Origin of the sequence: Lactiplantibacillus daoliensis (assembly GCF_005405005.1) — a bacterium.
GTDB classification, from domain to species: Bacteria; Bacillota; Bacilli; order Lactobacillales; family Lactobacillaceae; genus Lactiplantibacillus; species Lactiplantibacillus daoliensis.
Genome location: NZ_BJDH01000002.1, coordinates 155092 through 169978 on the forward strand (window position 1 = coordinate 155092; position 14887 = coordinate 169978).

General features: G+C 41.3%; 20 protein-coding genes and 2 tRNA genes. 2 read left to right on the top strand and 20 right to left on the bottom strand.

The genetic code is table 11. The annotated features are described in order from the left end of the window. Window positions 1-199: 199 nt before the first annotated feature. A complete protein-coding gene (locus FFM64_RS03020; protein WP_137606528.1) occupies window positions 200-592 on the bottom strand; it encodes a YxeA family protein in 393 nt (130 codons plus the stop codon). 257 nt (window positions 593-849) lie between these two features. Between FFM64_RS03020 and FFM64_RS03025 the strand changes: the two genes are divergently transcribed. After that, the gene (locus FFM64_RS03025) at window positions 850-1689 is read left to right on the top strand and encodes a polysaccharide deacetylase family protein (protein WP_137606529.1); all 840 of its coding nucleotides are present in this window, start codon (window positions 850-852) and stop codon (window positions 1687-1689) included. Between the two features lie 72 nt (window positions 1690-1761). Here the strand turns inward: FFM64_RS03025 and FFM64_RS03030 are convergent, their stop codons facing one another. The 5 genes from FFM64_RS03030 to FFM64_RS03050 form a co-directional block, all read right to left on the bottom strand. Then, entirely contained in the window at window positions 1762-2034 is a 273-nt protein-coding gene (locus tag FFM64_RS03030; protein ID WP_137606530.1) for a hypothetical protein, read from the bottom strand. A gap of 26 nt (window positions 2035-2060) precedes the next feature. Next, window positions 2061-2288 carry a hypothetical protein gene (locus FFM64_RS03035; protein ID WP_137606531.1) on the bottom strand — a complete coding sequence of 76 codons (228 nt, stop codon included), beginning with the start codon at window positions 2286-2288 and terminating at the stop codon, window positions 2061-2063. Window positions 2289-2511: 223 nt separating this feature from the next. Next, window positions 2512-2584: transfer RNA gene (locus tag FFM64_RS03040), tRNA-Glu, on the bottom strand. A 46-nt stretch (window positions 2585-2630) separates the two neighbouring features. Beyond that, window positions 2631-2837 carry a hypothetical protein gene (locus FFM64_RS03045; protein ID WP_137606532.1) on the bottom strand — a complete coding sequence of 69 codons (207 nt, stop codon included), beginning with the start codon at window positions 2835-2837 and terminating at the stop codon, window positions 2631-2633. 17 nt (window positions 2838-2854) lie between these two features. Then, complete coding sequence (locus tag FFM64_RS03050) at window positions 2855-3337, bottom strand: hypothetical protein (RefSeq protein WP_137606533.1); 483 nt, start codon at window positions 3335-3337, stop codon at window positions 2855-2857. A 160-nt stretch (window positions 3338-3497) separates the two neighbouring features. On the opposite strand from FFM64_RS03050, the gene FFM64_RS03055 reads away from it, so the two are divergent. Then, window positions 3498-3570, top strand: a tRNA-Gln gene (locus tag FFM64_RS03055). 503 nt (window positions 3571-4073) lie between these two features. Here the strand turns inward: FFM64_RS03055 and FFM64_RS03060 are convergent. The 14 genes from FFM64_RS03060 to FFM64_RS03125 all read right to left on the bottom strand — a co-directional run bounded on the left by FFM64_RS03060 (window position 4074) and on the right by FFM64_RS03125 (window position 14877). Continuing rightward, window positions 4074-4562 (bottom strand): MarR family winged helix-turn-helix transcriptional regulator, encoded by a 489-nt coding sequence (locus FFM64_RS03060; RefSeq protein WP_223876878.1) that lies wholly within the window; start codon window positions 4560-4562, stop codon window positions 4074-4076. Window positions 4563-4620: 58 nt separating this feature from the next. After that, on the bottom strand, window positions 4621-6591 hold the full coding sequence (locus FFM64_RS03065; protein ID WP_137606534.1) for a coiled-coil domain-containing protein: 1971 nt from the start codon (window positions 6589-6591) through the stop codon (window positions 4621-4623). Between the two features lie 103 nt (window positions 6592-6694). Then, window positions 6695-9163 (bottom strand): MucBP domain-containing protein, encoded by a 2469-nt coding sequence (locus FFM64_RS03070; RefSeq protein ID WP_137606535.1) that lies wholly within the window; start codon window positions 9161-9163, stop codon window positions 6695-6697. Window positions 9164-9310: 147 nt separating this feature from the next. After that, window positions 9311-9448, bottom strand: coding sequence for a hypothetical protein (locus tag FFM64_RS03075; protein WP_137606536.1), 138 nt, complete (start codon window positions 9446-9448; stop codon window positions 9311-9313). 51 nt (window positions 9449-9499) lie between these two features. Then, on the bottom strand, window positions 9500-9643 hold the full coding sequence (locus tag FFM64_RS03080; protein WP_137606537.1) for a hypothetical protein: 144 nt from the start codon (window positions 9641-9643) through the stop codon (window positions 9500-9502). 27 nt (window positions 9644-9670) lie between these two features. Then, window positions 9671-9808 (bottom strand): hypothetical protein, encoded by a 138-nt coding sequence (locus tag FFM64_RS03085; RefSeq protein ID WP_137606538.1) that lies wholly within the window; start codon window positions 9806-9808, stop codon window positions 9671-9673. A gap of 40 nt (window positions 9809-9848) precedes the next feature. Beyond that, the gene (locus FFM64_RS03090) at window positions 9849-9992 is read right to left on the bottom strand and encodes a hypothetical protein (protein WP_137606539.1); all 144 of its coding nucleotides are present in this window, start codon (window positions 9990-9992) and stop codon (window positions 9849-9851) included. 26 nt (window positions 9993-10018) lie between these two features. Next, on the bottom strand, window positions 10019-10156 hold the full coding sequence (locus tag FFM64_RS03095) for a hypothetical protein (RefSeq protein WP_137606538.1): 138 nt from the start codon (window positions 10154-10156) through the stop codon (window positions 10019-10021). Window positions 10157-10182: 26 nt separating this feature from the next. Further along, the gene (locus tag FFM64_RS03100; RefSeq protein ID WP_137606540.1) at window positions 10183-10320 is read right to left on the bottom strand and encodes a hypothetical protein; all 138 of its coding nucleotides are present in this window, start codon (window positions 10318-10320) and stop codon (window positions 10183-10185) included. A gap of 25 nt (window positions 10321-10345) precedes the next feature. Beyond that, window positions 10346-10483 carry a hypothetical protein gene (locus FFM64_RS03105; protein ID WP_137606541.1) on the bottom strand — a complete coding sequence of 46 codons (138 nt, stop codon included), beginning with the start codon at window positions 10481-10483 and terminating at the stop codon, window positions 10346-10348. 66 nt (window positions 10484-10549) lie between these two features. Next, the gene (locus FFM64_RS12445; protein WP_137606542.1) at window positions 10550-10681 is read right to left on the bottom strand and encodes a hypothetical protein; all 132 of its coding nucleotides are present in this window, start codon (window positions 10679-10681) and stop codon (window positions 10550-10552) included. Window positions 10682-10777: 96 nt separating this feature from the next. Then, window positions 10778-10906: a hypothetical protein gene (locus FFM64_RS12450; protein ID WP_137606543.1), complete on the bottom strand. Its 129-nt coding sequence runs from the start codon at window positions 10904-10906 to the stop codon at window positions 10778-10780. A gap of 643 nt (window positions 10907-11549) precedes the next feature. Beyond that, window positions 11550-13328: an ABC transporter ATP-binding protein gene (locus FFM64_RS03120; RefSeq protein ID WP_137606544.1), complete on the bottom strand. Its 1779-nt coding sequence runs from the start codon at window positions 13326-13328 to the stop codon at window positions 11550-11552. After that, on the bottom strand, window positions 13300-14877 hold the full coding sequence (locus tag FFM64_RS03125) for a glycosyltransferase (protein ID WP_137606545.1): 1578 nt from the start codon (window positions 14875-14877) through the stop codon (window positions 13300-13302). The genes FFM64_RS03120 and FFM64_RS03125 overlap by 29 nt, the downstream gene beginning before the upstream one ends. Window positions 14878-14887 lie beyond the last annotated feature (10 nt).

Consider the following 14887-nt stretch of genomic DNA (forward strand, 5'->3'; position numbering starts at 1 on the left):
TCAAGGCATTTGACAGCTAAAAGGCGTTAACTTTTTTAAAATTCTAGCATGTCGCTGAACACTATGATTAATGCCAGCAGATACGGCTCAAGTCAACTCATCCTCACAGTCTCCGCTTACCGCCAATCGCATGTGATTCAGGGTAAGTCTGTACGCAAAAAGAGCAACCCAAGTTAGGTTGCTCCGACTTTAATTGTGATTAGCTTTCAACGAGTTGTTGCACTACTGCTTTTGGAACAGCTTGTAAGCTAACGGCTTCCCAGCTGTTAACATTCTGCCCCTTCGTCTCAATTCGCAAATACTTATTCAGTTTCAACCGCTTGTCAGCCGTAAAGGTCAACCAGCGGGCCTGTCGATTAACATCATAGGTTTTGATCCGATACGTATAAATATCTTCACCAACGCCGCCTTTTCCTTTTTTGACGGCCGCATTGGTAATACCGTAAACGGTACTAGTCTTGATTAGTGGATTGACATTATCCATGGCCATCGACAGCTCAGAACCACTGTCTTTCGTCACTGCCCCTGCACCAAAAAGTACGCCAGCCCCAAGACCAATAATCACTAACAATCCAATAATTACTTTTTTCATACTTATTCCCCCGCAAGAGTAATTTTTTTGATTACAAAAATCATTTTATCAAGTTCAAACACCACTGCCTAGGGGGATAAGGCATTCTTAAGCGAGTTAAACAATTACTAATAAAGCCAACGAATTCTTAATTAGCCTTCCTTGCCAACTTCATTTACCAACTGACTCAAACAATTAAGAATTTTATTATAAAACCACGCCATTTTAACTAAAATCCGTTAAAATTAAAACTAATCAGGATTTCAGGGGGATTAATTATGCATTCTAGGGGTTTTAAACAGGCGGTCAGCCTCGGCTTACTAATATTAGCTATCGGCTTTTTAACGGGCTGTGGTCACCAATCAACAGCGTCGAAAACGAACAGTTCCAGCATCTCATCAAAAAAAGTGACCCACATCACCACGAAAACGAAAAAATCACCATATGCAACTTGGCATTCCGTCAAAACCGTTAAATTACCAATTTTGATGTATCACAGTATTTCCAGTGGCAATCCACTCAAAGTGCCCGCAACCGAATTCAAAGCTGAAATGGCTTATTTGAAGCAACATCATTATCGGACCTTAACTACCACGGAAGCTGTTTACGCGCTATCACACCACCGGATTCCACAACAAAAAATTGTCTGGGTGACTTTGGATGATAGTTATACCGATAATAAAACCGCGGGCTGGCCAATTTTAAAAGCCAACCATCAACACGCCACGATTAATTTCATTACGGGATTTGCCACGCACCCGAACCACTTAACACTGGCTGATGCAAAAAAGATGCAAGCATCCGGTACGATTGACTTTCAGAGCCATACCGTCAGACATCTTGACTTGAATACACTGACCTACGAAGAACAATTAAAAGAACTCACCGACTCCAAACGTTGGCTGGATCAAAAGTTGCATCAACGGACAGCGGTAATCTGTTACCCAGCTGGCCGAGCGAACCAAGCGACGATCCGAGCCGCTAAAACAGCTGGTTATCACTACGCGCTATCAACTGCACCTGGCATTACGACTAGTGATACCGCGCCCTATAACTTGACTCGTCAACGGGTCACCCCGGGGATGTCCTTACAAACTTTTGCAAAATTACTTCATTAAACAAAGAGCAACGTCCAAGACGACAAACTAGGTCATCGTTGGACGTTGCTCTTTACTACTATAGATTTAATCTTACAAATTAATGGCTAATGAATAAAGGATGAAACCAACCACCAACATGCCAATCACCGCTAATATCGCCCACAACACCTTACGGCTCAATCGACGAACGCGCTGTTGCACATGATAATGAGATTGCGCGTGTTCATGTTCCGCATTGAATAACGACGCACTCTCATTTTTGACCCAATCGGCACCATGAATCCCGTAAAATGGATTGTTACGAGCTTTCCCATGACGCGGCACACGGCCATTTGATTTGGTTAACGGTTGATACAATCGCATCTAAATCCTCTTTTCAATCGGCCCCTTTAACCCTTTTGTGCTTTATAAGGAACCGCATAATTTTTTGGTGCGTCGCTAGCCTTGGCATATTTCCAGTGCCCAGACATCTTTTTTTCTAGTGGCGCATCCTTCTTAATACATGTAAATCGTGATCCAACTTCATTTTCAATAATAAAAATTCGGTTGAATTCATGTCGGGTCTGCACAATGTGACAATCTTCGTGGTCGATGCCAAATACATCTTTATATACCAAAAATCATGATCTCCTTTATTTTGACTTTTTAACAGTAAATTTTTAACCAACGTCAAGTCTACTTGACGTTACCCATCTAGCTACATTTCTATTATAGTCCCCATTTAGCCATCGTAAACCTAATTTGTTTACCAAATTAAAAAGATTCCAAACAAAAAGCTTTAACAAACACCGTATAATCAGTGTTTATCAAAGCTTTTCGTTCTCCCAAGGTGTGTCTAAATCGCCCGCACGAGGATCGAACTCGTAACTCCGCCTTGAGAGGGCGACGTCTTAACCAATTTGACCAGCGGGCAAAATTCATTAACTATCTTACCGAAAAATAGCGGTCCTGTCAATCACTCATTTAACACGTAACCGCCAAATCGTCACGACGACTAATCCAATGAACAAAATGAGACAATAAGCGACACTACACCAGAACACAAAGGTTAGGAGCCGTGGCAAAAGGAATGACCGCATCACCGCTAATCCAATCGCCGTCACTGCCCACACGATCAACTGTTGGCGCAAATGATTGAACAGTTGCGTCAATTCTTTGGCTGTCATTCAACCACCCTCCTTTCCTAGATGAAGAAGAAGCTCGTTGCCCCAGCAGCGAGCAACATTAACCCGAACGTCCGCAACCACCGGTAGCTAAAATGCCGTTGACGAGTCGTCACAGCCGTTAAATCGAAGTCCTGATCAATTGGCGGATACTGTTCCCAAAAGCGCACACAGCGCGCGGGAAGCCATTGTTGAAAGACCAATAAGTAGCCCAAGAACCCCAAGTCAAAGCTCGTCGCAAATAATCGTGTTGCAGCTTGCTTGAAAGCCACCAAAGCGGTGACGATACAAGTGACAACGAATATCCCAGCAACAATGACTAACGTCCGTTGCCAAAGCCGAAAATCAATGAATGGCGAGAAATTGAATAATCGCTTGGCAGTGGTCACATCCGTACCAGCTGTCACCGTAAATAGTGGCTGCTTACTCATGCCACGAACTGCCAGCAATGTCACCACGAGACCAACCACAACCATGGTAAAACTCAAGATAATGAACAACATGTGACCACCGCCTTCCTTTTATAATTGTTTTAATCGTACAACAGTCCACCGGCCGAACACAAGCCCTCAGTTATCATCAACTTACACAAAAAATAGTGCTAAATCCATGATTAGTGTTGACATGATTTGTGCATAAAGTTAAAATTGAATAGTTGTTTATTGGGTATTCGCCAAATTGGTAAGGCAGCGGACTCTGAATCCGTAATTTACTGGTTCGAGCCCAGTATACCCAATTGGAACCAATCGTAAAGACATGTAATCAGTCGAAATGATGATTACGTGTCTTTTTTCATTTTCTAAAATCAAATAATGATCAGTGCACACGCTTGGTGCTAGTTGTAATTGCAGCCTGCCGGTTGGTTCAGTTTATGGTCGACAATAGATAAGCGTTAATTTTCGTTAATTAACGCCGGGCGGGCCAAAATTGGCTCAGTGGTGTCGTTTATCTTAGTCGGTGATTTTCCGACTTAGATAAAGCCCGGCTTGGAAGACCGCACTTTGGCTTCCAAACGTGGCCACCACGTTCCAGCCGATTCTGGACCAACCAGAGTGGTAATTTAAGTCAACTAGCACCAAGCGTACCAGTGCACCTGTTTTTCACCACCGCTTGCTAATTAATTAGTCCTCGTATCATCAAACCAACTCACAAGTCTGAATGACACAGCATTTTTCGCACAAACACCCACGACAGCAAAAAAATGGTGCTACCTCCCAACGGAAGATAACACCATTTGAACTACCCTTTTATTTCTTTAGTATCAACTAATACCTTGTTAACCATTTTAAGCTCATCACTTAATTCTGACGTTCGGATACGACCGAACTCATCGAGAAACTTTTGTAGTCGTTCTTCATTAACTTTTTCAATTAGATGCGCAGCAGTTTCGCCCTTGCTAGTCAGCGTCAAGTAACGATACCGACGATCATATGGATCGATCTTTAATATAATGAAATCATTATTAATTAAATAAGTCAGTTTTCTTGAAATTGCTGATGAAGAAACGTGTCGATCGGCTGCAAGTTCTTTAACCGTAATCCGATGATCCGAACTATGGTCCAAGTAGTACAGGATCAAGAACTGTTCAAACGAAATATCGAAATCGGCAACCATCGTTTGAATAATTTCGCGCAAGTGGCTTTCCAACCAAGACATCCCAACTAAAATTTTTTCAAATAACTCTTCATCGCTATATTTTTCCTTTTTATCCATAGTATCAGCTTTCAATTCTCCAACCCCATTTGTGATCGTCGTGTCTAGCTGGTATCCTTCACGACTATTGCTTTTAGACGCGTTCCGCAACATCGGGCATCACTGTGATTTCCAAGTCACGCGTCATTTGTTTTTCAATTGCTTTTTGCACATCAGCATCAGTTGCTACCAAGGACGTTAACTGGCTCTTGCCGGCAATGATGTCTTTAACATGGGCATTATCCAAATCATCTGCTGATACAATTGGTAAAATGTGGAAATTGTCATCAGTTGCTTTAAGACATTCGTCGAATAATGGTGTATTAACACCCATCAATAAGACGCTGTTTTGTTGCTTCATGACAGAATCTAACCACCATACTAATAATTGCTCTTCAGAATGGAAAACATTAGTAATTGATTCTTCTTCGTTAACTAATTGAATCGATAATTCATGATTATTACCGTATTGTTTGATCATAGCAATTGAATGATCTGGACGATAGAAGTTTTCTAAGGTCACTTGAGCATTGTTGGCACGATCAAGGTATTGCGTAACTGATAAGAAACCAGCAGCATCATAGACATCACGACGCGTTGCAATTGAACCATTGAAGTACGTAATGTACCAGATAGCCCCGTCTTTGCGGTACTTCAAGTCCATAATCAAATTGCCACCATCATCCGCGATTGAAACAATTTGCTTGGCTTCATTGCGTTTGTAATCCCATGCGGGGTTGCTAGGCAATTCTAACTTAGTCTTGGCAACTTCGCCAGGAACTTTTTCTTGAATGGTGTAATACAGGTTATATAAACCGGCGTCTTTTGAAACCAAACCGTTGTCATGATAACCCTTCCAGATAGTTGGTAAGTTATCATTATAATTAACCGTAATCACACTAGGTGCACTCTTAACTTCGTCGCCTAACAAGCCCATTACCATCTTGATTGAGGTTTGTTCCTCAGGTGACAGTGACTGGATTAAATCGTTGCTGAATAAGAAGTAACGAGACGTTTGGTCAAACTCAACAGGTGAAACCAAATGGGTCGTCCCATAATCTGATTGGAGCTTATTGTCGATGTTGGCAATTTTCTTTTCCAAAGCATCCGCATTTTGAGCATTTTGATCATAATCGTGTTGTAAACGATTGATCTTTTGTTTCAATAAGCTCAAAGCCCGGTCTTGTTCATCAGCGGCACTCTTCTTCTTACGGTCATAGGCTACTAAGGTATCTTGTGCAGTATGTAACGCCTTTTCAGCAGTCGTAATGGCATGTTCTTTGTTCGCACGTTGCCGCGTTTCAGATTGTTCACGTTTTTGCAGTTTAACGAGTTCACTGTTAATAGCGTCACTCTTTGAATAAAGCTCCTGTGCTTGCTTTTCTTGTTGCTTCATGAGGACAAATAACTTCTTCAAGTCTTGTTCGCCTTGAATAGCTTTCCGCATGTCGGCTTCAGTCTTCCGCAAGTCTGCTAAACTTTGTTCTGATTTACTAATCTTCTTAGCTAATGAGCTTAAAGTTTGATCACTCTTAGCAAGTGTCGCTTTGGCATCGTTATACGCAGTTTGTTCAGCTGTGATCTTAGTAACCATGGCTTGACGTTCGTCATCATTCGTTTCGACGACCTTGTCTTGGTTCTTAAAGGCTAACTTAGCATCTGCTAATTGTTGTCTTAGGTTAGCCTGATCTGCAACAACTGTCTCACGTTGGCGACTTTCATGCTTACGATCTTGAACTAATTGAACCTTTAATTCTCCCCGTAAAACTTGATATTGTTTGTTCAAGTCAGCCATTTCACGTTCTAGTGCTTGACTATTTTTGGCAGCTTTTTGACTAGCACGACGCTGACTAACCCGATTTTGTCCTTTTACGGGAGTCGATGGCGAAGTCGTTGCACTAGTACTTCTTGCTGGCCGTGAGCTTGTCGGCCGCGTACTTGGGCTTGTGGTACTTTGGGTATCTTTGGGCTTCTGTGCGGCAACAGTTGAAGTGGCCGTCGCGCGCCCAGAATCACTCGCAAATTCTTCATCTTTATCTTTGCGCTTTAAACTGAACATCTTCATAATGCAACTCCTCCATAAAACTTGATTGTTTGCTCAAAGAATAGAAAGGTCGGCGAACCGATCTTTCCATCCGTTCAGCAAATAATCAAGTCGCTATTAATAATTAAGCTTGGTGCTTCCGACGTTTAGTCGCGCCAAAGAACAATGCTGAACCCATCACTAAGGTGCTGAGACCTAAGACAGCTAAAGCAGTCCCATTTTCTTCATCTGTTTGAGGTAAAGTCGTGGCATCTGACTTCTTAGTTGCTTGGTCAGCAGAACTTACGACTGGCTTCAAGACAGTGTTAGTAGGAACAACTCCGGCAGTACCATTGTCGGTAGCAGTCAAAGTGTCGCCACTAGCAGTGGTGTCGGTATCTGGCGTCGTTGCTGGCGCAGTAGTCGTGCCACCATTGTTATTGTCTTCACCAGGGTTGATCGTATCTGGATCAGAAACATCTGGGTCAGTTGGTGCGGTTGTAGGAGCCGTTGTTGAGGCACCGTTCTTACCATAGGTTAAGGTCAAAACAGTATCGCCAGCAACAGTCCCACTCAAATCACCATCTGCTTCTTTGTAAGTGTAACCATTGATTGCAGGTGTATCTACAGAATAGCTATCACCAACATTGTATTGCGAAGAAGTTGATGGTTGGATTTCATCACCATTTTCATCAACATACTTAACCGTAACAGTCCCAGTCTTCACTGGATCAACTGCATTGGCTTTGTAAGTCAAGTTAATGGTTGAATCGCCAGCAACTTCACCGCTTAAGTCAGCATTAGCCGACACATAACTGTAGCCATCAATTTTTGGTGTGTCAACATTGTAAGTATCACCGACAGCATATTCAGTTGAAGTAGCAGCCTTGATAACATTACCAGCTTCATCTAAATAGTTGACCGTAACAGTTGCTTTATCAACAGGCGTTGCATCCTTGGTGTAAGTTAAGGTAATTGTCGTATTACCGGCAACAGTCCCCTCCAAGTCACCAACTGCAGAAGTATATTCGTACCCTGCAATTTCAGGTGTTTCAACCGTATAAGGATCGCCAACGGTATATTCAGTTGATGTAGCAGGTGAAATTTCGTTACCAGCAGCATCAACGTAGTTAACCGTAACAGTTGCTTTTTCAGCAGGAACTGCTTCGTATACAAAGGTTACATTGTTGTTGCCTGCAGCTAAAGTTCCTTTAGCCACGTCACTAGCATCTCTGGCTGTGACATCGTCACCAATCTTATAACCAACTAAGTTATAACCATCAATCTTAGGTGCAGTAACTTCATAGGTCCCGCCAGCACGAGTTAAGGTACCATCAGCACCGTTAACAAAATTTTGGTCAGCAGCAACTGTACTACCGTCTGCAGTTTGATACTTGGTTGTTAAGCCAGTGTTTTCCATGTACATCAAGGCAACATGGGCACCACCCTTAGCAAGGGTACCAGTTAATGCATATTGAGCATTAGTTTGATCTTGTGGAATATAAGTATATCCTGCTAAGTCTGCTGGGGTAATCGTATAGGTCCCGCCAACTTCGCCGTTTTGAACAACTTCAGCGGCAGCGTCATCTGCAGTACCATTGATACGTTTAACATTAGGCGTACCGTCCGCATTAACACCAACGACAACAAAGTAATAAACGTTAACATCATCAGTATCAGCTACTGGCGTTGTCGTATTGTCATCGGTCGTAACCGTAGTAGTATAGTTCCAGCCAACTTTTGTGACATCAGTTTCAGCATTAGCATCAGGAACATCAGTGAATGTTAAACCACCGGTAGGACTTGAAGTAACCGCGTTATAAACGTAGTTCAAGATAACTGAATCATTATCACCAATTGCACTATAGTTGACAGACCCCATAGCAGCTGCTTCATTGTCTGTTAAGGTAGTTGTCTTACCACCGATTACATAAGAAGCAAGCTTCCAAGTACCAGTATCAGATGCAACATTACCCTTGATAGAAAATTGACCAGTAGTGTTAGACCAATCAACATCTGAATTCTTAGTTAAAGTTACTTGAACATTGTAGTTCTTACCTGCTTCAGCGTTGAATTGAGTTCCATCAACAGTTGCGCCGACAGCCTGTGCAGCACTATCTTTTTTAACTTCACCGGCACCTGAAGCAACTGGAGTTGCAGCAGTTGAGGTAGCTTGACTGGAAGCATTAGAAGTAACAGTGACGCTTGCAGGAGTGCTTACAGTCACTTCAGCATCAGAAGCTGGTGCTGAAACTACAGGAGCAGCTTGACTAACAGAAGCTGCGGCTGGTGTAGCTGGTGTTTCAGCAGCTGGTTGAGCAGGTGCTGCAGCATCAGTTTTTACTGGTGTTTGAGTTGCTTCGGCAGTTGCTGGGGCAGCTTGTTGATCATTTTGTGATACAGAACCGGCATCACTATTGGTTACAACTTGTTCTTGTTGTGGTTCAGCTGAACCATTATTAGTCGTATCAGCTGAAGCGTTAACATTTGCAAAAACGAGGCCTGCTGCTAAGGCTAAAGTAGTCGCGCCAGCATAAACCCATTTTTTGCCATCTTTATACATCTTTACCCGATAAACTGAATCACCGGTCATTTTTTGATTATCTTTTGACATTTGGATATCCTCCCCGGATACAACCTTAAAAAGCTTTTTTTACGAAAATGATGGGTGACAAGTTTGTCAACCCACCATCTTCATCCCGCTTATATGCGTTGCGTCATGGTATCAGTATTGAGACCGATATCAATTTACAATGGTTGTTTAGAACAAACCTTTAAGTGCTGAGATTAAGTTCAAAACAAAGCTATGGAAACCACCAAAAATGTCGTTTGAGACACTTGATGTGTATGATGAAGTATGGGTACCTGGTAATACGTGAAAATCATTGAAGAAACTCATGATGTAAATCCTCCCTTTTTATTAAGTATTGTTCGCTAGTTTTAGTGGCCCCTATTTTGAGAACAAGCCTTTGAATGCTGAAACTAAGTTTAAGATGAAGCTGTGTAAACCACCAAAGATATCGTTTGAAACACTTGATGTATATGATGAAGTATGGGTACCTGGTAATACGTGGAAATCATTGAAAAAGCTCATAATTTAAATCCCCTTTAATTGTTTGTTTTAGAAGAAGCCTTTGATCGCTGAGATCAGGTTCAATACGAAGCTGTGGAAGCCACCGAAGATATCGTTTGAAACGCTTGATGTATATGATGAAGTATGGGTACCTGGTAATACGTGAAAATCATTGAAAAAGCTCATAATTTAAATCCCCTTTAATTTTGTGTTTTTAATTTAGTGCTTATTTTGAAAATAAGCCTTTGAATGCTGAAACTAAGTTCAAGATGAAACTGTGGAAACCACCAAAGATGTCATTTGAAACACTTGATGTATATGATGAAGTATGAGTACCTGGTAATACGTGGAAATCATTGAAAAAGCTCATAATTTAAATCTCCTTTAATTTTAGTTTTAGAAAAAGCCTTTGATAGCTGAGATCAAGTTCAATACGAAGCTGTGGAAACCACCGAAGATATCGTTTGAAACACTTGATGTATATGATGAAGTATGGGTACCTGGTAATACATGGAAATCATTGAAAAAGCTCATAATTTAAATCCCCTTTAATTTTAGTTTTAGAAGAAGCCTTTGATAGCTGAGATCAAGTTCAATACGAAGCTGTGGAAACCACCGAAGATATCGTTTGAAACACTTGATGTATATGATGAAGTATGGGTACCTGGTAAAATGTGAAAATCATTGAAAAAGCTCATAATTTAAATCCCCTTTAATTTTGTTTTAGAAGAAGCCTTTGATAGCTGAGATAACGTTCAAAACGAATTGGTAGAACGTACCGAGTGGTTGGTTACTTACTGAACTGGTATGTGATGAAGTATGCGTACCTGGTAATAAATGCAAATCACTGAAGAAACTCATAATTAATTGCCTCCTTTAAGAATTGAAATGTTTAACTGTTAGGTGCAATAGCACGTCAGCGGTTGACTAGCCCTTAAATGCTGCAATCACATTTAAGATGAATTGGTAAAGCGTCCCAAATGGTTGGTTGCTTACTGAACTAGTATGTGATGAAGTATGCGTACCTGGTAATAAATGTAAATCACTGAAGAAACTCATGTGAATACCCTCCTAAATTAGTGACATAATCATTGGTCATGCAAACCGAACTTAAATCATTTAAAAATTCAATTTTTAAACGATTAGGTTACTGAACTATTTAAATAAACTAATCAGATTCAAAATAAAGCTGTGTAATCCGCCGAAGATATCATTGGAAACTGAGCTTGTATGTGAAGCTGTATGGGTCCCAGGTAAAACATGAAGATCAGTAAAGAAACTCATTTTGTTAACCCCCTAGATTATTTTTTAGAACTGCACATCACTCAAATGAAAATAATAAATTCATATAAAAATCTTACTTTCTTCACTCGATGTGTATGTGAAACAAGTAACCTTGTTTACGAGTAAATACTAACCAATCAACGGCAGTTGAGTCAATAAAATAACTAATATTCGAATGAATTACAGGTAGTATCACATTACGACCTCAAATGTACATACTGTGTAACAAACAAGTACTTAACTAAGATACTAAAAACGCTCTGAACCCAGGGCACGCTTGACGGAGTTACTGATTGTCTTTTGTCCTACCAAGTACCCTATGAAAACCACTTATACCGCTGATTTAACAAGTAACCGCTTAACACCTGATAACCAGATTTTTGTCCATAGGTCAATTTGTGTTGTCATAACGATTGATTATATTGCCCCCTTTTTTTGTGTTTTTTATAAATAATTTCTATTCAAACTAGAATAAATAACTAAATCCACCTGCTATCATCAGTTGTTTTTATCAATTTTAAGTCACCACACTTTTACCAGTATTTAACACAAAATCTGCTAAAAAGAGCCGTTCACAATCTCGGCGATTGTGAACGGCTCTTTTTATTTCACTTTTCGATGACTTTGACTCAAATTAGCCACTTTAACCGTGCCGATATTGCAACTGATAAAAGTCGCGATAACTGTCATGGGTCGCCAACAACTGATCATGATTACCATCACCAGTAATTTGACCGTGTTCCATAAATAGAATCCGTGGATAAGCCTCAATCTGATTCAAACGATGCACAATTGTAATCGTCGTCAAGTCCTTCGGCAACGTTGCTAATAGTTCCGTTACCCGTTCCTGATTACGATTATCTAGACTGGCCGTCGCTTCATCCAAGATCAACAACGATGGCTTACGCACCAAAGCACGCACAATTGCTAACCGTTGTCGCTGGCCCCCAGAGACGTTCAAGCCACGTTCACCGACATCAGTATCTAAGCCTGCTGGTAGCTCCTGAACCCAAGCTGTAAGACCGACTTGGCCTAACAAATCAACTAAATGCGTGTCACTAACTGCTGTCGTCGACCCTAATAATAAATTATCCCGAATTGTGCCAGGCATTAAGTCGACTTCTTGACTAACATAACCAATCCGATTACGTAGCGCTGGGATGGCAAAGTCCACCATAGGGTCGCCATTGATGGTCAAATTCCCACTAGTTGGTGCGTAATATGACTCTAGCAAGGACACTAAGGTCGTCTTACCACTCCCACTTTCACCAATCAACGCGATTCGTTCCCCTTGTTGAATGGTCAAATCAATATCTTTCAAAATCATTTTATCCGTTTGATAGCCGAAATTAACGTGATCAAAACTAATTTTGTCAATATTTGCTAAATCTTTGCCGTCAACCCGTTTATCTTCAACGGGACTATCCAGGATATTATCAATCCGTTCCGTTGCCCCTACCGTTTGTTGAACAGCAGTGACTAAACCTGTCACACTACTCAAAGGTGAAATCATCTGGACTGCGTACATCAAGAACGCCACCAAGCTACCAATCGTGAGTGCCTTAGTTTGAACCAGAATTCCGCCATACACAATAATGATAAAAATGGCAGCTAACAAAATAATGTTCAAAATTGGATTCAAAATGGAAACTAATTTGATTTGATTGACGCTGAAACCTTTAATGCGATTAACCTGATCCGTCCCTTGTTGTTTCAAAGACTTTTCAGCAACCATTGCCTTGACCAAACGATTTTGTGAAATCATTTGAACAGCTGCACTGTTCAAGTTGGCAGTTTCCTTTTGAATTGCTTTCGAAATCCGCGCCAGAATCTGTCCCATTGGCACAATAATCGCTGCCATAATTGGCACAATAATCAAAATAATAATAGTCAACTTGAAATTTAACATCAACATCAAGACCAGCGACCCAATGATCGAAATAATCCCGTTGATCGCATTTGAAAATTGGCTGGAAATCAATTCAAAAATCGTCGAAGTATCGTTGACGACCCGACTGGAAAGTTCACCGGTTCGATTTTGATCGAAGTACGGAATCGGTAAGTCCACGATATGTTCCCACAACTTGCTACGTAGTGTTGAAACCGCGTCAACTCCGGTGTAGTTCAGTAAAAAGCTCGAACTAACACTTGCCAGCAATTGAAACACAATAATCAAGGACAACTGCACAAGTAAGTGACCAGATGTTCCATGATTAAAAGCATCAATAAATTGTTTTAATAATAAGGTAATTGATAAACTACAGATCGTTGCCACAAAGGACAACAGGATGCCGACTAAGAACAGCCCCTTTTTCGGGTGCGCATAATGCGTAATTAACCGTAATAAATCCCGCGTCCCATATTTGCGATGCGACTTGTGATCAACTAAGTTATCAGCTGATGTTACCGATTGTGTTGCCATAACGATGATCCTCCCTCATTGCTTGGATATCTGGTTGCACCACTCGGTCATTCCAGTGTTGCCAAACCATGGCTTCTGAAAAACGAGCACTATTACCATAAGCAGCTTCACTCATCATTGCCAATTTTTCTGGTTGTTCAAATAAACTCAAAATAACCTGACCCAGTTCCAATAAATTATTGGCCGGCACTAACCGACCGTTCTTCCCATCCGTAATCATTTCAGATGGCCCATATTTAATATCATAGGCGACCACGGGAACGCCATGACTCAGCGATTCCAAAGTTCCCAAGTTAAAACCTTCATACGAACTCGTTAAGACCATCATTTGAGCCTTATTATAAACATCCGTTAAATCATTTCGAAACCCTTTGAAATGAATAAATGACTGCCACTGTTGTGAATCAACGAGGGTCCGCAGCTTTTTGTCTTCCTTGAAACCAGTCCAAGAATCGCCGTAGCCGTAAATATCCAAAGTCGCCTGCGGATACTTACCATGTACATAAGCGACTGCCTTAATCAATTGATCTAATTGTTTTTCAACCGATAGCCGCGCAATCGCGATAATTTTTCCAGGTGTTCTTTCACTGAAATCAATGGGCTTGGTCCCCATTTGTTCATCACTGACACTGCCGACCGGAATCGGAATCGTCGGTACCACATTATGGATATGGTTCGTCATATCTTCACATTCCGCCGCAGTTGACATGATAAAGCCAGCCATTTGGTCTGCGTGATCTAGGCCGATTTGGGTGTATGGCACAATCGGCGAGTTAACAACGTCCAGTGGGTCTTGTGTGAAGTTGCTGTGTAAAAATTCGTACTTGCGTGCATCCGAAGTCATTTCAACAATCGGATTCATGCCAGCATCGCTACGATCCACGATCATCGTGCCACGACCACCATATTCATTATTGAGGGCATCCAAGAAAAAGGCCGTCAATTGATCCCAGTCTTCAAACTCATAGTCGTGCCCATGAAAATTAAGTAGCCGCTGATGCGTCGCGATTGGCTGCTTTTTGGCATTTGGCCGAAAATACGTCTCCAACACCGGTTCGTGTTTCAAATTACAATGTTGCTCCAAGACAATATTTTGATTTTGATCAAAATATTGAGCGACTGATAAGAAACCGCGAGTATCATAATAATCGCGCCGACTGACAGCCCCTTGCGGATTAAACACATTGACGTAATCAATGTTTCCCTTGCCGTTTAAGATGAGTGCCTTTTGCCGAATTCCCCGTTGCACGACATCAAACTCGTTCTTATTAATGAGCTCTAACGTTTCGCCATTCACCCTTGGATAATTGGCCGGCGTTAAGCCCTCACCTTCATAATCAGTCGTCCCTTGAAAATAATCATACATATTAACCAGAAAATCATCATCCAACCCGACCGCACGCATATTCTTATGCAAATCACGTACATAGTTACGTGTCACGATCAATGATGGGACGCGATGCTTTGTAAATAAGCGCTGTCGTTGAATCATGGCAATTTCAATCGCAGACGGCGTCGAATCAATTTTAGTCGTAATGAAAAAGTACATACTGCTTCCC